At 56.0% G+C, this 19,313-nt stretch carries 18 protein-coding genes; 3 read left to right on the top strand and 15 right to left on the bottom strand.

What is annotated here, in order from left to right:
• Window positions 1–18: 18 nt before the first annotated feature.
• Window positions 19–360: a DUF427 domain-containing protein gene (locus BUA85_RS00940; protein WP_072898559.1), complete on the top strand. Its 342-nt coding sequence runs from the start codon at window positions 19–21 to the stop codon at window positions 358–360.
• On the opposite strand, the gene BUA85_RS00935 is transcribed toward BUA85_RS00940, so the two are convergent.
• A complete protein-coding gene (locus BUA85_RS00935; RefSeq protein WP_072898558.1) occupies window positions 357–2,045 on the bottom strand; it encodes a chloride channel protein in 1,689 nt (562 codons plus the stop codon). The genes BUA85_RS00940 and BUA85_RS00935 overlap by 4 nt on opposite strands.
• A 70-nt stretch (window positions 2,046–2,115) precedes the next feature.
• Here BUA85_RS00935 and BUA85_RS00930 point away from each other — a divergent pair, with 70 nt between their 5' ends.
• The gene (locus BUA85_RS00930; protein ID WP_072898557.1) at window positions 2,116–3,489 is read left to right on the top strand and encodes an FAD-binding oxidoreductase; all 1,374 of its coding nucleotides are present in this window, start codon (window positions 2,116–2,118) and stop codon (window positions 3,487–3,489) included.
• Window positions 3,490–3,656: 167 nt separating this feature from the next.
• On the opposite strand, the gene recN is transcribed toward BUA85_RS00930, so the two are convergent.
• The 14 genes from recN to ftsW form a co-directional block, all read right to left on the bottom strand.
• Window positions 3,657–5,306 (bottom strand): DNA repair protein RecN, encoded by a 1,650-nt coding sequence (recN, locus tag BUA85_RS00925; RefSeq protein WP_072898556.1) that lies wholly within the window; start codon window positions 5,304–5,306, stop codon window positions 3,657–3,659.
• Between the two features lie 12 nt (window positions 5,307–5,318).
• Window positions 5,319–6,176: an outer membrane protein assembly factor BamD gene (locus tag BUA85_RS00920; protein ID WP_083526203.1), complete on the bottom strand. Its 858-nt coding sequence runs from the start codon at window positions 6,174–6,176 to the stop codon at window positions 5,319–5,321.
• Between the two features lie 130 nt (window positions 6,177–6,306).
• Window positions 6,307–7,227 (bottom strand): UDP-3-O-acyl-N-acetylglucosamine deacetylase, encoded by a 921-nt coding sequence (lpxC, locus tag BUA85_RS00915; RefSeq protein WP_072898555.1) that lies wholly within the window; start codon window positions 7,225–7,227, stop codon window positions 6,307–6,309.
• Window positions 7,228–7,447: 220 nt separating this feature from the next.
• Complete coding sequence (gene ftsZ / locus BUA85_RS00910) at window positions 7,448–9,022, bottom strand: cell division protein FtsZ (RefSeq protein ID WP_072898552.1); 1,575 nt, start codon at window positions 9,020–9,022, stop codon at window positions 7,448–7,450.
• Window positions 9,023–9,301: 279 nt separating this feature from the next.
• Entirely contained in the window at window positions 9,302–10,636 is a 1,335-nt protein-coding gene (ftsA, locus tag BUA85_RS00905) for a cell division protein FtsA (protein ID WP_072898550.1), read from the bottom strand.
• Window positions 10,633–11,520 (bottom strand): cell division protein FtsQ/DivIB, encoded by an 888-nt coding sequence (locus tag BUA85_RS00900; protein WP_072898549.1) that lies wholly within the window; start codon window positions 11,518–11,520, stop codon window positions 10,633–10,635. Before BUA85_RS00900 ends, ftsA begins: the two co-directional genes overlap by 4 nt.
• Complete coding sequence (locus tag BUA85_RS00895; protein WP_072898548.1) at window positions 11,508–12,422, bottom strand: D-alanine--D-alanine ligase; 915 nt, start codon at window positions 12,420–12,422, stop codon at window positions 11,508–11,510. Before BUA85_RS00895 ends, BUA85_RS00900 begins: the two co-directional genes overlap by 13 nt.
• 88 nt (window positions 12,423–12,510) lie before the next feature.
• Window positions 12,511–13,458, bottom strand: a complete 948-nt coding sequence (gene murB, locus BUA85_RS00890; RefSeq protein WP_072898547.1) for a UDP-N-acetylmuramate dehydrogenase — start codon at window positions 13,456–13,458, stop codon at window positions 12,511–12,513.
• The gene (locus BUA85_RS00885) at window positions 13,455–13,745 is read right to left on the bottom strand and encodes a hypothetical protein (protein WP_072898546.1); all 291 of its coding nucleotides are present in this window, start codon (window positions 13,743–13,745) and stop codon (window positions 13,455–13,457) included. The genes murB and BUA85_RS00885 overlap by 4 nt, the downstream gene beginning before the upstream one ends.
• Window positions 13,742–13,996, bottom strand: coding sequence for a DUF2484 family protein (locus BUA85_RS00880; protein WP_072898545.1), 255 nt, complete (start codon window positions 13,994–13,996; stop codon window positions 13,742–13,744). Before BUA85_RS00880 ends, BUA85_RS00885 begins: the two co-directional genes overlap by 4 nt.
• A complete protein-coding gene (locus BUA85_RS00875; protein WP_072898544.1) occupies window positions 13,993–14,247 on the bottom strand; it encodes a DUF2484 family protein in 255 nt (84 codons plus the stop codon). The genes BUA85_RS00880 and BUA85_RS00875 overlap by 4 nt, the downstream gene beginning before the upstream one ends.
• Entirely contained in the window at window positions 14,244–15,641 is a 1,398-nt protein-coding gene (gene murC, locus BUA85_RS00870) for a UDP-N-acetylmuramate--L-alanine ligase (protein WP_072898543.1), read from the bottom strand. Before murC ends, BUA85_RS00875 begins: the two co-directional genes overlap by 4 nt.
• Before the next feature lie 17 nt (window positions 15,642–15,658).
• Entirely contained in the window at window positions 15,659–16,756 is a 1,098-nt protein-coding gene (locus BUA85_RS00865) for a UDP-N-acetylglucosamine--N-acetylmuramyl-(pentapeptide) pyrophosphoryl-undecaprenol N-acetylglucosamine transferase (protein WP_072898542.1), read from the bottom strand.
• Window positions 16,753–17,922: a putative lipid II flippase FtsW gene (ftsW, locus tag BUA85_RS00860; protein ID WP_072898541.1), complete on the bottom strand. Its 1,170-nt coding sequence runs from the start codon at window positions 17,920–17,922 to the stop codon at window positions 16,753–16,755. Before ftsW ends, BUA85_RS00865 begins: the two co-directional genes overlap by 4 nt.
• Before the next feature lie 186 nt (window positions 17,923–18,108).
• Between ftsW and BUA85_RS00855 the strand changes: the two genes are divergently transcribed.
• Window positions 18,109–19,287 carry a BaiN/RdsA family NAD(P)/FAD-dependent oxidoreductase gene (locus BUA85_RS00855; protein ID WP_072900339.1) on the top strand — a complete coding sequence of 393 codons (1,179 nt, stop codon included), beginning with the start codon at window positions 18,109–18,111 and terminating at the stop codon, window positions 19,285–19,287.
• The last annotated feature ends 26 nt before the right edge of the window (window positions 19,288–19,313 follow it).

Here is a 19,313-nt window from a genome sequence, read left to right as displayed (position 1 = left end):
AATGGGAAGGATTTCACTATGGCTGATCACATTAAAATTCGCGAAGCGAGCGGAACTTGGGTTGTTCGCGCAGCAGGCGCAGTCATTGGTGAAACCAAAAATGCACTCGAGCTCAGCGAAGGAGATTATCCACCGGTGATCTATATCCCACGCGATGACATGGCGATGGCGTTTCTTGAAAAGACAGAGACGACGTCAACTTGCCCCTACAAAGGCAACGCGACTTACTATTCGATCATCGCCAAAAGCGGTGAAATCGCCAATGCGGCGTGGTCATATGAAGACCCGATCGCAGGTATGGAGCAAATCCAAGGCCACCTTGCCTTTTTCAAAGACAAAGCAGCCGTCGAAGAAGTTTAAGAATGCTCTTCAGCGGCGGTTTCTGACAACGCTTTGTTCATCGCTTTCAGCGCGTCGACCTGAAACAACGCGCCCCAAAGCTCGGGCGGGCTGTCCTGATCGCCTAGTGTAACGACTGGCACAAACCGATGGTTCGCTTGTTCGAACATTGGCATGGCCTGTTCTAGGGTCGCGTTTCCGTCAATGTAGACACCGTCTGACATCAGATCCCAACACGCCTCATCTGGAGCGCCGTTTTCTGAACCACGCTCTCGCATAATGCTTGCCACTTTGAACGTCGCCAAAAGGTAAGCCTGCGGACCTGCCGCCAAATGCACATTGCGCCGTTCCAACTGGGTCAGGAAGAACGACCGATCGACCAAACTCGACGCGAGTGCGGTGGAAAGCGAAACAGACACCATAACAGCAAGCCCCGTTTGCCAGTCACCGGTCAGTTCAAAGACGATCAATGTCGTTGAAATCGGTGCACCAAGAACCGCAGCAGCAACTGCTCCCATTCCCGCAAGTGCGTAGAGCGTTTCCTCGCCAGACACCGTCGGGAAAATGCTGGTTGCGATGATACCGAATGCCAAGCCCGTTAAAGCTCCAACCATCAAAGCAGGGGAAAAGATACCACCCCCCATGCGCCCGCCCATGGTGATCGCAACTGCGACGATCTTGAGCGCCACAAACACAATCGCCTCGTGCAACACAAGATCGCCCGTCAAAGCGAGAGATGTTGTCTCATACCCAACTCCGATAATGTGAGGGAAATAGATGGCGAGTGCACCCAAGCCCGCTCCTGCGATTGCGGGGCGTAATACGTTGTGAATGCGGAACTTTTCGCTAAAGAAATTCCCGAAGTCTTCTGCCCAGAACACCGCTTGCATAAGAAGGACGGCCACCAAGCCACTGATGGCACCGAGGATGAGGTATGCAGGCAGTTCGACGTAAAATTCCAACGTATTCGCGACAGGCAACATGAACTCTGTCACGTCTCCAAACACAGAGCGGCTGATCACAGTTCCGGCGACAGAAGCGATCACAATCGGAGCAAATGCGTGGACGGCGAAGTGCCTTAGCACCACCTCCAAAGCAAAAAGTGCGCCTGCAATCGGCGCGTTGAAACTTGCTGATACCGCCGCCGCGACCGCGCAGCCCAGCAAATCGCGCCCCGTAACGCCATCGGCTCGGATCACCTTGCTCACCGCCGTGGAAATCATCGCAGCCAAGTGAACGACTGGTCCTTCCCGCCCCGTTGAGCCACCCGTCGACAACGTAATCAAACTCGCAAAACCAGACGCTATCCCTTGTCGCACTTCGACACGCCCTTCGTTCAGAGCCGCACCCTCGATCACATCAGCAACTGACCTGACCCGACCATCAGATGTGAAGCGGTCAAAGATAATGCCAACAACCAATCCTCCAATCATCGGAACGATCAGCAGATGATACCAAAGCAGGCTCGCTGCAAAGCTGTGCAAAGTATTGATGTCGTCTGCCCCGTAAACCAACCGCTGCAGCCAATCGATCCCAAGTCGGAATAAGACTGTGACGATACCGGCAGCGATCCCAATCGCCAAAGCAATGAACCAGAATTGAATTTGGTTGGGGCCCTGCTTTTTCAGAACATGCCAACCGCGATTGCATTTATGAACCAAGTGATCGACGCGTTCCTTGGCGGCTGATCTTATTGGAGCACTCATGCCCAACCTGTCCCTAGTATCGTCGGCCTGATTTCCATAACCTGCTGCAGACACAACAAAGGATCAGGGCATGACCATTGAAACCGCAATCGCGGAGCTTGAAACCTTACTAGGCGAACGTTTCTCGCGGTCCAAGTCCGATCTTGACCAACACAGCCATTCTGAAACCTATTTTGATCCAATCAAACCCGACGGAGTGGCATTCCCTGAAACCACGCAAGACGTATCCGAGATCATCAAAGTCTGTTCAAAACACAACTGCCCCGTCATCGCATGGGGTACAGGTACGTCCTTGGAAGGACATTCCCTAGCGGTGCGCGGAGGCGTGACTTTGGATTTATCGCTTATGAACAAGGTGTTAGAAGTTAATGCTGAGGACATGGATGTAAGCGTCCAGCCCGGCCTGACCCGCATGGCTTTGAATGACGAGCTCCGAGCAACGGGTTTGTTCTTCCCCGTCGATCCGGGAGCGAATGCCTCTCTTGGCGGTATGGCATCGACACGCGCCAGTGGAACGACAACAGTGCGCTACGGCACAATGCGCGACAATGTGATGGGGCTTGAGGTGGTATTGGCCGACGGCCGCATCATCCGAACCGGCACCCGTGCTCGCAAAAGCAGCGCCGGATATGATTTGACCGGACTCTTTGTTGGTTCGGAGGGAACACTCGGTATTATCACGGAACTCACGCTGAAACTTCATGGGCAACCTCCGGCCATAGGGGCGGCCGTCTGTGCTTTCAAAACTGTGGGCGATGCGGTCGACACCGTAATCGAGACCATTCAAATGGGCGTACCGATGGCCCGTATCGAACTTCTGGATGCTGCAAGCGTCGCCGCCGTCAATGCGCAGGGTGCACTCGGTTTACCGGAGCAACCGCATCTCTTAGTCGAGTTTCACGGGTCCGAGTCCGCTGTCGCAGAAGATGCTGAAACGCTCAAAGAGATCGCCAACGAACATAGATCAATCAGCTTTAACTGGGCCACCAAAACCGAAGACCGGAATAAGCTTTGGCAAGTACGTCATGACGCATATCACGCGATCACTCAAAGCAAACCTAGGTCCACCGCCCTTGTCACAGATGTCTGCGTGCCGATCTCACAGCTCGCAACAGCGATCGAAGAAACGCAAACCGATATTGAGAATAGTCCAATCGAAGGTCCGATCCTTGGTCATGTAGGGGATGGAAATTTTCATGCCATCTTGTTGGTTAACCCTCAAAACACCGCAGAGATTCGAGTTGCAAAAGAGTTATCTGCAAAAATGGCAGAACGCTCTTTGCGTCTTGGCGGAACAGTCACTGGCGAACATGGCGTCGGAATGGGAAAACTAGACCTGATGCAAGCTGAACATGGCGACGCTTGGAGCGTGATGGGTTTGATAAAAAAGGCCATCGACCCCAAATCCATCATGAATCCAGGAAAATTGGTAAATCAAAACTGATACCTTTACCTAACTGATACCCTGCAATAAAGTAACACTGGGTCGTTTGCGGCCCATATGCGTGAAAGCGCATTTCGTGAGTGTGGTAACGGTGTTTGCATCCTAGGTTAGCCCCTGATGCAAATGTGGTTATTGAGGCGTTCGACGTTTGCGTCGAGCGCCTTTTCTTATTCCATCAAGGCCTTTGCAGCCTCTTTCGCAGCCTCTGTTACTTTATCGCCGGACAACATCCGAGCGATTTCGTCGATGCGATCTGACGCGTCTAGCGGAATAACCGAAGACAGGGTCTCGGACGTGCTCTGAGTCTTCTCAACAAGCCAATGATGGCCAGCAAGTGCTGCGACCTGAGGCGAATGCGTGACCACCAAAATCTGACCGGTCTCTGCAAGCTCCGCCAATCGACGACCCACCGCATCAGCCGTCGCGCCGCCAACACCACGGTCAATTTCGTCAAAAATCATCGTCAACCCGGATTTGCTCGACTTGGTAAGGCACACCTTTAGAGCCAACAAAAAACGACTTAACTCGCCACCTGATGCGATCTTATTGAGCGGGCCTGCCGGCGCTCCCGGATTGGTGGCGACTGCAAAATGCACATCGTCAATGCCTTCCGGACCCTCGTCGCTGGTGTCCAATTTAGTTGCAAAGACCGCCCGTTCCATTTTCAGCGGTGCGAGTTCCATTGTCATCGCTTGATCGAGTTTTTTTGCAGCTGCAGTCCGTTTTTGACGAACCGCTTCGGCTGCTTGCACATAAGCAATACGCGCAGCCTCGACACGTCTTTCCTGCGCGCTCAATTCAGCACTTCCGCCGTCAACAACTGCCAGTTTAGACCGCAACTCAGCAGCAAATTCACCCAGATCATCCGCAAGGACGTTATGCTTCCGCGCCAACGCTCTGATCGCAAACAACCGTTCTTCCGTGTCTTCCAAGTCAGACGGGTTGAAAGCCAAGGCATCGAGGGAGGCAACAACCCCGCTCTGCGCCGCATCAAGCTCCACCATCGCCCGCTCAATCGCGGCCATAGGATCATCTAGCTGGCCTTCAGCCTTGTCCGCTACGGAACCCAACCAGCGAGACGCATCGGACAACATGCCTTCGGCGCCTTGCAACCCCAGCGCCTCAGCTGCACGCGTAATGTCTTCTCTGATCTTCTCTGCCGCCTGCATCAACCGACGTTGCGCATCAAGTGTCGCTTCTTCGCCGGGTTGAGGTTCGAGCGTCTCCAGCTCAGCAACCGCGTGTCGCAAGAAATCCTCTTCTTCACGTGCCGCTGCGATATTGGCATTCAGCGCTTCCAGCTTTAACCTCTCGGCGGCCAGACTACGCCAGAGGCCGCGCAACGCTTCAACATCCTCAGTGAGCCCCGCAAATTCATCTAACAACTGACGATGCCCACGCGGGTTCAGCAAACCGCGATCATCATGTTGCCCATGAAGCTCAACCAGAACATCGGACAATCGGCGCAGAACTTCACCACTCACACGCCTGTCATTGACCCAAGCGGTTTTGCGGCCATCCTTGGCGTTGACCCTGCGCAAGATCAATTCATCTTCCGCCCCAATCCCAGCCTCGTCCAAAACCGCGCGCGCCGGATGATCGACAGGCAAATCGAACCACGCCGTAACCTCGCCCTGCTCCGCACCGCTCCGAACAAGCTCAGCGCGTCCACGCCACCCCAGTACAAAACCTAACGAATCCAAAAGGATAGATTTTCCTGCGCCGGTCTCGCCAGTTAACGCGTTCAACCCGGGCTGAAACTCAAGTTCCAGCCGGTCAATGATCAACATGTCCCGGATATCTAGCCCGCGCAGCATGTCAGGCTCGTGTCACAACCATTCGCCGCGGATCATCTGGCGGTAAATCGCTGTCAGCCAATTGTCTCCGATTGAACGAGGCTCCAAGCCTTGCAGGGTTAGCAACGCGTAGCTTGCTTCGTACCATTCCGTCGATTGGAAGTTATAACCAAGGATCGCGGCCGCTGTCTGGGCTTCTTGGATCAATCCCAGTGACAAATAGCATTCGACCAAACGGTGCAGCGCTTCGGGCGTGTGGGTGGTTGTCTGGAAATCCTCAACAACCACACGGAACCGATTGGCCGCAGCAGTGAAGTGATTGCGTTTGAGGTAGTAGCGGCCAACTTCCATTTCTTTCGCGGCGAGGTGATCGAAGGCAAGATCGAATTTAAGAACGGATGACCGCGCATATTCCGTGTCTGGATACTGCTCGATCACTGTGCGCAAAGATTGTAACGCTTGGAACGTTAGCCCTTGGTCGCGTCCGATTTCGTCAATCTGGTCGTAGTATGACAGTGCCAAAAGATACTGTGCATAGGCTGCATCTTCGGTTGCAGGATAGAAATCAATGTAGCGTTGGGCCGAAGATCGTGAATTCGGGTAATCGCGCTCTTTGTGATAGGCGAAGGCCTGCATAATCAGCGCACGCTTTGCATATTCTGAATAGGGGTAGAGGCGTTCAATCTCACCAAAGTAGAACGCGGCCTCTTCCCCGTCGCCGCGTTCCAACTCTAACTCACCGCGTTCAAAAATTTCCTTCGCGGTATATTGTTCAAGTGCGCCCGGCCTGCGCGAGTCGAATGAACTACACGCCACCAAAGCGACAACAACCGAAAAACCCGCGATCACGCGCAATCCGCGCCCTAACCCTTTGTTTCGATTGCCTGACATCGCCAGCCCTCGCTCAACCACCATACCCTAGGACGGTTAACATCGTCCCGTTTTGATCGGTGTAACATAGAAAAAACGAGGGCAAAATGACTTTTGCACCCATTGCGCGGTTCTGTGAATGGAAGGGCTCTTAAGCGACGGCGTGGAGGTCGGCTTTGGTGACACCGACACCGGGCAAACGTGCCGCGACCTGCGCATCACACACCACCCAACGCCACGCGCTATCGTCTGCAAAAAGCGCTCTCAAAAGCGCATTGGTCACCGCATGGCCGGAGCGTACACCGCGATACCGACCCAGAATCGGAGCACCGGCTGTATAAAGATCACCCAAGGCGTCCAGCATCTTGTGCCGAACAGCCTCATCCTCATGACGCAAGCCACCAGGCGTAAGGATCGCATCGCCATCCACGACAACAGCATTCTCGAGCGACCCACCAAGGGCCAAGCCATTGGCGTGCATCGCATCGACGTCGGATTGGCGGCAGAATGTCCGGCTATCACAGAGCTCGCGCACGAATGTGCCATTGGCGAGGTTAAGAGTCTTGCTTTGCTGACCAATCGCTTTATCGGCGAAATCAATTTCAAAATCTATCTGAAGGCTGGTCGCTGGTGTCAAACTCGCCCAGGCATCGCCGACTTCGACATGAACAGGTTTCAAAATCTCAATCGCCTTCAACGGGACGGCCGTCTCACATACGCCTGCGTCAAGGATGCCACGCACAAACGCTGCGCTGCTTCCGTCCATAATTGGAAGTTCAGGGCCATTCACTGCAACAATCGCATTGTGCACGCCGCAGCCAGCCAATGCGGCCATAACGTGTTCAATGGTTGAAACTGTAATGCCATCATCGTTACAAAGGCGCGTGTTCAAAGGCGATACGGTTACCCGATCCCAAAGCGCCGGTAGGACCGCAACGCCATCGGCCAAATCAACGCGATGGAAAACGATTCCGGTGTCTGGAGAGGCAGGACGCAATTCAACTGACACAGGTTTCCCTGTGTGAAGGCCCAAGCCCTCAAAGTTGGTTGTTGAATTCAGCGTCGTTTGCACGTTTATCGTCCGTTTACCTGCACACCTACCTAGGGTGCGCCCTCTGAGTCCTCAATTCACTCTTTGTAACGGACTGAAATATGCGGAAGGGTTTTGTAACACTACTCAAGAAAACGCCCACAACGCTTTGATTCAAAACAAAAAAGGCCGCAACTCTGCGGCCTTTCTTTCAATCTGAACGCTGCGTCACACCAATTTGTGTGTGACGAAAAACTGTAGTTTAGTTCGCCTGACGCCTCAAAAACGCAGGAATCTCGATGCGTTCCTGATCTGGATCAGCTTCTGCTGCTGGCTCTTCGCGGATCGGCGTGACAGGCGGTTGCTGGCGTATTGGCGCCTCTGGTGCAGCCGTACCTGTCATCCGGTTGATCAGTGAATTGATACCGAACCGTGGCTTGTCACCTTCTGCAACAGATGGCGCTGGTTCCGCAGCTGGCTGTGCGCCCGGAGCGCGGTTTACAGCGGCTTGCAGCCGTGCCATCGCCTCAGGTGTCGGCGTACCTGGTGCGCTTGCGCTTGGTGCGACAAAGGTTTCAGCTTCTGTTGCTGGCGCTGGCTGGTATGCAGGCGGCGGAAGATCATCTGCCACCGCTGGTGCAGCTTGCTCGGCCACGTATGGCTCAGGCTCCGGCATATCCTCAAACAAGGACGGCTCGGGTGTTGAAGGCGCCGCTACGGCAGCTGGCGCTTCAACGGGTGCTGGGGTCGCTGCAACTTCTTCTGGTGCTGGCGCTGGAGCGGCAACCGGTGCCTCTTCCTGTGCAGCTTGTGGTGTCAATGGGGCCGCCATGGATCGGCGTGGCAGTGGCACATCGGATGATTTCGCGATTGCGTCGATACCCGTTGCCACAACGGACACGCGCATCTGACCCTCCATGCCGGTGTCCAATGTGGAGCCGACGATGATGTTTGCATCTGGATCGACTTTTTCGCGGATTTTGTTCGCAGCTTCGTCGAGTTCGAATAGTGTCAGATCGTAGCCGCCGGTGATGTTGATCAGCACCCCCTTTGCGCCTTCCAACGAAATCTCGTCCAGCAGTGGGTTGGCAATCGCTTTCTCCGCCGCTTGAACCGCGCGGCTTTCGCCCTCGGCTTCGCCTGTACCCATCATCGCTTTGCCCATCTCATCCATGACCGCACGGACGTCTGCGAAGTCGAGGTTGATGAGGCCCGGACGAACCATCAAATCAGTCACGCCCTTCACACCTTGGTAGAGAACATCGTCAGCCAAAGCGAAAGCTTCGGTGAAGGTTGTGTTTTCGTTCGCAAGGCGGAAGAGGTTCTGGTTCGGAATGATGATCAGCGTATCCACAACCTTCTGGAGCGCTTCGACACCCTCCTCTGCTTGCTTCATGCGCTTGCCGCCTTCGAATTGGAACGGCTTTGTGACAACACCAACCGTCAACACGCCCAGCTCACGAGCTGCTTGTGCGATGATCGGCGCAGCGCCGGTACCGGTGCCCCCACCCATACCTGCAGTGATGAAACACATGTGTGCGCCGGCGAGGTGATCGACGATCTGCTCGATGCTTTCTTCGGCAGCAGCAGCACCAACGGTCGCCCGTGCACCTGCGCCAAGACCTTCGGTGACTTTCACACCCATCTGGATTTTTGCGCCAGACTGCGATTGCTGCAGTGCCTGCGCATCGGTGTTCGCGACAACGAACTCCACCCCTTCGAGCTGTTGCTCGATCATATTGTTTACTGCGTTACCACCAGCACCGCCCACGCCAAATACCGTGATGCGGGGCTTCAACTCTTCCTCATGTCCAGGAATGGATAGGTTCAATGTCATGCTCTGTCCGCCTGTTTTTCAGCCCGTCCCGTTGGGCAGATTCTTTGAAATTGAACGGACGATACCCTTTTGTCGCAGATTCGTCACGTGCAAAGCGCGAAAAAACCACAAAATATAGGAGGTTTCTTACTGTTTTCGGTAAGATTTCGCCGATCACACATTCCTTTGTGGGTCACCAATTGACCACCACAATCGGCTCCGCTCTTCACCCGCGAAGGAAGACGTCGTTAACTTTCAGCAGCTTGCTCGCCGTTGTTGACGTTGGGCGAGCCAAATTTCCTACCAGTTATCCTTGAACCACTTCACAGCGCGCTTAAGCGAGCGCGCGGGATAGGTATCCGCCGGAATATCGAAATCCCACCACTCATCCTGCGGATGTGCGGCGAAAAGCGTCAAACCGACGGCACCCGAGAAGGCTGGACCCGTTGCCGCCTGCGGCAAACCTTGCACGCGCAACGGTCGACCGAGTCGGACTTGTGAGCCCAAGATTTTACTCGCCAGACCGTCCAAACCTGGGATCTGGCTCGCCCCGCCCGTCAATACGATCTGTTGACTTGGCAAATGATCAAATCCGGCGGCGTCTAGACGCAAACGAACCTCTTCCAATATCTCTTCAACCCGCGGGCGCATTATCCCGATCAGTTCCGCGCGACTCACAGTCCGACGATCATGTTCCCAATCACCCGTCTCGCCACCGATCTCGATCATCTCGCGGTCATCCATGCCAGTCGCCAGCACGCCGCCATAAAATGTCTTGATCCGTTCCGCCGTCGCCATCGGCACTTGCAGGCCCATGGAGATGTCGCCTGTGACGTGATCCCCACCCATGCGCACAGCATCTCCGTAGATCATGTGCTTGCGCATGAAGATCGACACACCGGTTGATCCGCCGCCAAAGTCAATACAGGCCGCGCCAAGCTCTTGCTCATCCTCGACCAACGAAGAAATACCGGACACATAAGCCGACGATGCGATGCCGGCCAATTCCAGGTCACAGCGTTTGATACAGAAAAACAGGTTTTGCAGCGCCACACTGTCCACGGTCAACATATGCATATCCGTGGTCAGTTTATTGCCCATCTGTCCACGTGGATCGGCAAGGCTGCTGCGATGATCCAGCGAGAAATTCACTGGTTGCGCGTGCAGCACATCGCGATCATGACCGTAGTCCGGCACATCGCACGACGCCATCACGCGAGCGATGTCATTGTCCGTGACCATTCCGTTCTCAATCTCAACCATCCCATCAAGGCCGTAGGACCGAGGCCGCGCCCCGCTAAGGCAGGCGATCACATGATCCACACGCACATTCGCCATCTTCTGCGCCGCTTGAACCGCTGTCCGAATGGCGCGTTCAGTTTCTTGCATCGCGTCAACTTCGCCAAAACGCACGCCCCGCGACCGCGTTGTCGCAGCCCCGATCACTCGAAATTGCGATTGGCCAGCAAGCGATCCGATCCCCTCAGGCGTGCCAAACTGGTCAGGACCGTCAAACCGCAGAACCAGACAGGCGATCTTAGACGTCCCCACATCCAAAATCGCAATCACTCCGCGCTGCATCGCTGCTTTACGCATGTTGCGCATGGCGCGCTGGCTTTCGTACACGTCTTTCATTGGTCTTCTGCCTCGAATGTATTCACCCGTCTGAGCGCGGATGCTGCTTCTGTCGTCATTTGAACGGTGGCTCGATCGCGATTGCGCAGATCAATGGCCACGACATCTTTCTCCAAAATGTCATTGGATTGGTGGAGGACGATCACCCGATCGAGCGCGGCCATGGCCCCCTCGGCAGGCAGTTTAATCCGTTGGCCGCGATCTAGAACAATGTCCCACCGACGCTCACCCATGCGTACCAAGCCGCGCACACGCGGGGCCAAGGGGCCTGCATTGCGGAACAGAGCCAGCGCTTCTTGAATGTGATCATGTGCGCCATCGCCGGCAATCAACGGAAGATCCAAACGATCCCCGCGTTCAGCGACGACACCAGAGAACACGCCATCAGCATCGATCAAACGCAAGTTGTCATGCGCCCGCCACAGCGCCACTGGGATGCGCGGTGTCACCTCAACGGTCAACGCGTTATTCTCACCTACACGGACGCTTGCGTCGGCCACGGCGTTCAAAGCGGCCACAACTTCACGCATGGCTTCCAAATCCAAATCGAATGAGGAGGCCGGGAAGTCTATCGGAAGAACACGACGTACATCTGCCTCTAAGACCGGACCCGCGCCCACTACGTCGAGTGAGGTGACCATGAATTCCGGCCGTTCTTGAACCGAAGCTTTGACTTCCGCGATCCGCTTGTTGAAGTCGGCAACCCTCTGTTCGTCTGAAAACCACGTTGCGGCGATGATCCCGATCAAGGCCAAAGGAATACCAACGCGCACACTGGTCACAAACCCTGGTGTCAGCAAAAGCCGCTGCATCCGATAGCCCCATTTCGACGGGGCCGGATCGCGCAACGACGCACGGTGGTTGCGGCGGATCAGCGGTCGCATGAGGCGTCCTCCACCAACTGGCGGCACAGATCGGGGAAAGAAATCCCGCAGTTTTCGGCTTGTTCGGGCGCCAGAGATGTTGGCGTCATCCCAGGTTGGGTGTTTGTCTCGAGCAGGATCAACCCGTCGATGCCTCGGGTTTCATCCCAACGATAATCTGTACGGGATAGGCCACGGCAACCGAGCGCCTTATGGGCCTTTACCGCGAAGTCCATGCAGGCGTCGAAAATCTCGGTCGGGACATCCGCAGGCAATTCATGCCGCGACCCGCCTTCGGCATATTTGGCGTGATAATCATACCAACCGTCGGTGATGATATCCGTCACCGTCAGTGGGCGATCGCCAAGAACGGTTGTTGTTAGTTCACGACCCGGGGCGTAGGTTTCAACCATCACTTCAACCGGCATGTCGTTCGCCAATTGAGGCGGACCATTCGGGCTTTCACCGACGATGTAAACGCCGACCGAGGACCCCTCGTTGTAGGGTTTCACGACGTAAGGCGGTTCCATCACATGCGCAGCAGACACGTCGGATGACTTTGCAATGATTGAGTCAACAAAGGGTAAACCCGCGGCGCGATAGACATCCTTTGTCCGTTGCTTATCCATCGCCACGGCAGAGGCCACCACACCGGAATGCGTGTAGGGAATACGCAGCCATTCGAGCATCCCCTGAACGCAGCCATCTTCGCCCCAGCGGCCGTGAAGCGCGTTAAAGACAGCATCCGGTGAAATCTCGATCAGGCGCGCGGCAAGGTCGGGGCCAGCATCGACCTCCACCACTTCGCATCCTGATGCCCGCAATGCTGTTGCACATTCACGGCCGGAACTGAGGGACACCTCACGTTCAGCCGATGGTCCGCCCATCAATACAACAACGCTGGGGTCTGCCCTGCTCGACATATCCCAAACCGCCTCTTGCGCGGGTCTTGTGACCCGTCTTTATCATGTCGATCCTTGCCTCGGATCAGGCCCCTTGTTTGGAGCCAACTTATTGTTTTTTCGCGGCCTTCGGAGCGTCGCGCTCACCCACCCGCATAATTTCCCATTGTAGCGTGATACCGCTCTGCGCGTAAACAGCTTTTCGCACCTCCTCGCCCAAATCCTCCAAATCCGCAGCCGTCGCGCCACCGGCGTTGGTCAGGAAGTTGGAGTGCATCGTGTTCATCACTGCACCACCGCGAGTGGCGCCCCGCATTCCAGCGTTATCAATCACTTTCCATGCTTTGAGATCATGTGTGTCGTCCTCGCGGCCCGTTGAGCTAAATCCCGCCGGATTACGAAAGGTCGACCCTGCTGTGCGGTCCTTTGTCGGCTGCGTTTCATCACGCTTGGCCAGTTGGGCCTCCATCCGCGCGGTAAGTTCTTCGGGGTCGCCGTTCGGCGCTTTGAAGGTTGCAGAAACCATCACCGCCCCCTCAGGCAATGTGGTCGATCGATAGGCGAAGTTCAGATCACTCGCTGAGAGCGTCGCCCGTGTACCATCCCGCAGCACCACCTCCGCGCTTTCAAAGACATCGCCGGTATAGCTGCCGTAGCAGCCTGCATTCATACGAACTGCACCGCCAATGCTACCGGGGATGGTGCGCAAAAAGGTCAAATCCAAACCTGCTTCCGCAGCTTTCCGGGCGACATGGGCATCCAGCGCAGCAGCTCCTGCGGTCACGCGATCACTGTCGATGTCGATCCCGTTAAACCCGCGCCCGAGCCGGATCACCACGCCTCGGACCCCACCATCGCGCACGATCAGATTGCTGCCGACACCCATCGGAAAAACAGGCACTTCAGTGGGAAGTCCGGAAAGAAATGCGGCCAAATCCTCAACATCCGCAGGCTGGAAAAGCACATCAGCTGGGCCACCTACCCGCAGCCATGTCAGGCCACCAAGGTCTTTGTTCCGCGTCACCGTTCCACGCACGTTTGGGAGGCTTTTTGTCATAGCGTTTTTCGATCATCTCGTTTGCGAAGCAGCCAACCCAACAGCCCTCCACCCGCGGCACCTAGAACCGCTGGCAGCGCAAAGAGCAAGGCGAAGGAATACGCCTGCACAGGCGTCAATCCAATCGGAGTTTGAACGCCATAAAGGAAAATGACAAAGGCCGCACCCAGTATGGAAATCAGGGTCAATGCATACCCAGTTCGTCCTCGACGCATCCAAAAGGCCATAATAGCAAACGGCACCATCGCCGCTGCTATCATGCCGGAAAGGACGAAGATATCGGTCATGTGCGTTGGGTCACGTTGCGCTTAAACCATTGCCAAAGATAATAAACCGGCCACCGCAAGAACGAACACCCAGCACCGAGAATGATCAACGCGATCCAGGGGCCGTTTTGATAGGCAACCCAGCCAACGATCGGAATACCAATCGCGATCAGGAAATAGGCCCGCCGCCAGTGCTGATCATTCGATGGAATGGACGCAAGGACAGCGGCCAAAACGAACCAAAGGCTTGCGGCAAAGAGAGACAGCGTCATTTCGGCACCTCAACCTCTTGGCCTGTGGCCTTCTTCCAAAGATAGCGCAGTGGATTACGGTACATCGACAAAAACGCCAGCGCAGCGGCAATGCTTAGCCACCAACCGTAGTCATAGCCAATCCAGACGATCAAAACCGGTGCTGCGATCAAAAGCACGATGCCCGGTCCAAACTGACGCTGCATCGGCAACATGGCCACCACGGCAGACGCCATACCCCAAAGACATCCCAAAATGAGAGATAGTGTCATTTCTTAAGCTGCTCCGGCAATGCGTTCGCCCATGCGCTGATCGTACCAGCGCCAAGACAAACCACCATATCACCCGAAGCGGCTTGCTCTCGCACCAGTCGGGTCAGGTCGTCTTGATCCACCACAGATCGCGCATGACGATGGCCATGACGGACAAGCCCAGCAACTAAATCATCGCGGCTTGCGCCTTCAATTGGCTCTTCGCCTGCGGAAAATACCTCTGCAATGCCAACAACATCGGCATCATTAAAGCAGGCACAAAACTCATCAAAATGATGGCTCAGGCGCGAGTATCTATGCGGTTGATGAACTGCAATGACACGGCCTTCTGTCGCTTGCCGCGCCGCTTTTAAGACGGCCGCGATCTCAACCGGATGGTGGCCATAATCGTCAATGATCGTCACGCCATCAACCTCACCGACCTTTGTAAAGCGCCGATTTACGCCGCCAAAGTTCTTTAGGGCGGCTTTGATCTCGTTGACCTTCATGCCCAAATGCCGCGCGACCGCAACAGCGGACAACGCGTTAGAGACATTGTGATCCCCCGGCATCGGCAATTCACAATCCTCGATCACCAACCCCTCGGTCTGAAGCGCGATGTCAAAATGAGCCACACCGGCCTTATACGTCAGGTTAACGGCCCGAACGTCCGCTTGTGCGTTAAAGCCAAATGTCACCACGCGGCGATCGCTGATCTTACCCACCAGCGACTGAACATCTGGGTCATCAGTGCAGCATACCGCCAAGCCATAGAACGGAATATTGGATACAAAATCGAGGAAGCCTTGGTGCAGCGCCTCTTCGGTTTTCCAATGCTCCATATGCTCTGGGTCAATATTCGTCACAATCGCAATGGTCGCTGGCAGTCGGTTGAAGGTACCGTCGCTTTCGTCGGCCTCCACCACCATCCATTCGCCCTGCCCCATGCGAGCATTGGAGCCATAGGCATGAATGATCCCGCCATTGATGACGGTCGGGTCGATCCCGCCTTCATCCAGCAAGGCTGCCACCATTGTTGTGGTTGTGGTTTTTCCATGCGTGCCGGCCACCGCCACGTTCGACTTTAGGCGCATCAACTCCGCCAACATCTCGGCGCGACGGACAATCGGCAGACCTCTGGCCCGTGCGGCATCATACTCCGCATTGCCCGGCTTGATGGCAGAGGAAATCACGACAACCTCGGCGTCTTCCAAATTCTCCGCCCGCTGGCCTTCAAAGACAATCGCACCAAGTGATTTCAAACGATCGGTGATCTTGGTCGCCTTCAAATCAGAGCCCTGAACAGTGTAGCCATGGCTCAAGAGCACCTCGGCAATGCCGGACATGCCAATTCCGCCGATCCCTACGAAGTGGATCGCCCCTACATCGAGGGGGAGTTTTGTTGCCGCATTCATCCTAACCACTCCATCCATCAATTCTGCTCTCCCTCTGCCAGAGTTTCAACCAGGGCCACAAGCCGCTCCGTCGCGTCGGGCTTGCCACAGGCCAAAGCCGCCTGCGCCATTTGGGTCGCCGCCTTTGGGTTTCCCAAGATCCGTTCGATCGTTTCGGCGAGGGCCTGCGGTGTAAATGTGCTTTCCGGCATTAAGACTGCCGCTCCTGCCTCCACCATTGCGCGGGCGTTGGCGGTTTGTTCATCGCGTATCGCTTGCGCCAAGGGAACAAAGATCGAAGGGCGTCCGATCACCGTCGCATCCGCAACCGTGGATGCCCCCGACCGCGCGATCAGCAATTGCGCCTCCGACAAACGGTCCGGCACATCGGTAAAGAAGGTCTGCACTTCCGCTGAAATACCCGTCTGAGCATAGGCGACCTCGACACGACCCACATCTTCCTCACGCGCCTGATGGCTGATCCGAATGTTTTGGCGTAAATCTTCCGGCACAGCCGCCAAAGCAGCAGGCACCACGTCAGACAAGATCCGTGCCCCTTGCGACCCGCCCATCATCAGGATCGACATTGGATAATCGCCCGGCGGAATATACCCTGCTCCTGCACGCGCCAAAACGGCAGCTCTGACAGGGTTACCCACATCTTCGCCTTCGACGCCTTCGGGCAATTCGGTGGGCCACGTTCCGCAGGCAACCTTATCCACCCGCGTCGCAAAGATCTGATTGACCCGCCCGAGAACACCGTTTTGTTCATGGATCATCCGCGGTTTTCGCAGAACCCAAGCGGCCACCATCGCGGGGATCGCGGGATAGCCGCCAAAGCCAACAACGACCGCAGGCTGTTCGCGCCGCATCCGTAGGATAGCCGCTAAGGACCCGCCTAAAATACGAAACGGAACCATAGTCTTTTGCAGAATTCCGCCCCTTGCAAAGGTCGCTGATCCGACAACCTGCACCTCCACCGCGTCCGGAAACCCACCGGTATATCGCGCGCCGCGCGCATCGGTGCTAAGCCGGACGCGCCAGCCTTTGGCCAACATCGCCTCCGCCAAGGCTTGTGCGGGAAACATATGTCCGCCGGTGCCTCCAGCGGCGATGACCAACAGCGGCCCGCTCATCGCCCGATACGCCGCATCAGAACGTCTTCCATCTCACCCTGAGGCCGCGTGCGCGTGAAGGCCAGCAGCATGCCAACCGCGATCCCACCCGCAATCAACGACGATCCACCATAAGACACAAACGGCAAAGTCATACCCTTTGCGGGCAGCAAACGCACCGCAACACCCATGTTGATCATCGCCTGAACACCAAAGGCACAAGCCAGCCCCGTTCCTGCCAACCGAATAAACGGATCGCGTTCTTTCATCAGCCGCATCAAGCTGCGCACCACAATTGTCGTGTAAAGCGCGAGGATCGCCAGCACACAGATCAGCCCATATTCCTCTGCCGCAACGGCGATGATGAAATCCGTATGGGCATCAGGCAGCGACCACTTCACCTGCCCCTCACCCACGCCAACACCAAACAAACCACCCTCACGGATGGCAGTCGAGGCATAGCCAAGCTGAGTGGTCGGATCGACATCAGGCGACAGGAACCCATCAATCCTGCGCGCAAAATGTTCCGAATTCGAATACGCAAAGCTCCCCGCCATGACGACAAGACCGGCGATGCCAATCAACAAAAGCATCGGTGCGCCGCCAACAAAATACATCACACCCCAAGCAAACAAGACCAGACACGCCTGTCCAAAATCAGGCTGAAGCGCCAGCATCGCGCAGATCATCACCGTCAAAACAAAGGAATAGGTCTTGCCCGGAGGGCCGCCAATGTCCTGACTAGCCGCCAAGAGCCACGCGGTCACAACCACAAAACCCGGCTTCAAAAACTCTGATGGCTGAAGCGACGCAAAGCCGAGCGAATACCACCGCGTGGCCCCTTTACCAAAGTCCGTCCCAAAAATAGGCAACAGCGCTACGGCCACGAAAGCACAGACAAATCCTATGACGGCCAAGCGCCGCACCAGCTGCGGCGACATCATCGACACCACCAGCATGGTCGCCAGCGCAAGGCCCCCAAAGAACCCCTGCCGCATCACATAATGAAATGGCTCAAGCCCGTTCTTGCTCGCCAATGGCGGCGAAGAAGCCAAACCCAACAACAAGCCGATCCCGAATAGAACGAACACACAGGTCAATGTCCATTTATCAACTGTCCGCCACCACCGTGGAATAATCGGATCAACCGATACCACAGGGACCGTCCCATAGACCATTTCCGTCATGGAGCCACCGCCAAATCTGCCTCAACGCCTCGGTTTTCCGAGGTCTATCCTCCAATCATACGCGCAACGGCCTCAGAATTCCACTGAAAATCTGGCCCCGTACCCCATATCTTTTGAGCGAAAAATACCTCCGCCGGAGGCATCCGGCGCTTGCCAAGTCGCACGAACCAAGACAAGTGGGACCTCATGTTCGTTAACACGCTCATCCTCGGCGCAGGGGCCGCCGGCATGATGGCTGCAGCCCATGCAGGCCCGAACACGCTTGTGATTGACCACGCCAAACTGCCCGGCGAAAAAATCCGCATCTCCGGCGGCGGGCGATGCAATTTCACCAACCTCTATGCAGGGCCGGAGAATTTCCTCTCCCAAAACCCGCACTTCGCGAAATCCGCGCTGAGCCGCTACACGCAATGGGATTTCATTGATTTGGTCGTGCAGCACGGCATCCCATATCACGAGAAAACGCTCGGCCAGCTCTTCTGCGATACCAGCGCCAAAGACATCATTGCCCTCCTCCAAGCAGAGATGGCCAAGGTGGGCGCGACGCTGTGGCTCAAGACGGACATCACGGATATCCGCAAAACGGATGCCTTCGAAGTCCTGGCTGCCAAAGACGGCGAGCCGATCACCATCCGCGCCAACAATTTGATCGTCGCAACCGGAGGCAAATCGATCCCAAAGATGGGAGCCACCGGTCTTGCCTACAGCATAGCCGAGCAATTCGGCCTCAACATCATCACTCCCCGACCGGGCCTTGTGCCTTTGACCTTCACCGATGACCGCTTCAAACCCTTGGCGGGCACGGCGCTGCCCAGCACAGTAACCGCCGGAGCCACCACATTCGAAGAAGCCACCCTTTTCACACACCGTGGCCTGTCAGGCCCCGCGATCCTTCAAGCCTCAAGCTATTGGCGCGAAGGGGAACCCATCGAGATCAACTGCGCCTCGCAAACCGACATCTTTGACTACCTGAAATCGCGCAAGACCACCGAAGGCCGAAAAGACATTTCAACGGTACTGGCGCAAGTCATTCCGCAACGCCTCGCCAGCTACTTGGCAGAGGCTTGGACGCTCGATGGTAATCTCGCAGATTGGTCCGATGCGCGGCTTATAGACCTTGCGCAAGACCTGCATCACTGGACGCTGACGCCCTCCGGCTCCGAAGGGTATCGCACAGCAGAAGTTACGCTGGGCGGCGTTGACACAGCCGATCTCAACTCCAAAACCATGGAAGCCAAATCCGTCCCCGGCCTCTATTTCGTTGGCGAAGCGGTTGACGTCACCGGCTGGCTTGGCGGATACAACTTCCAATGGGCTTGGTCGTCGGGATGGGTTGCGGGCCAAGCCAACAAAGCCAAACAATAAGCTCTTTCATCTTGGCCAAAAAACTC

Source organism: Cognatiyoonia sediminum, from assembly GCF_900129845.1.
Classification (GTDB): Bacteria; Pseudomonadota; Alphaproteobacteria; order Rhodobacterales; family Rhodobacteraceae; genus Cognatiyoonia; species Cognatiyoonia sediminum.
The sequence above is the reverse complement of the archived record's forward strand: the minus strand, read 5'-3'. Positions and strand labels throughout refer to the sequence as shown.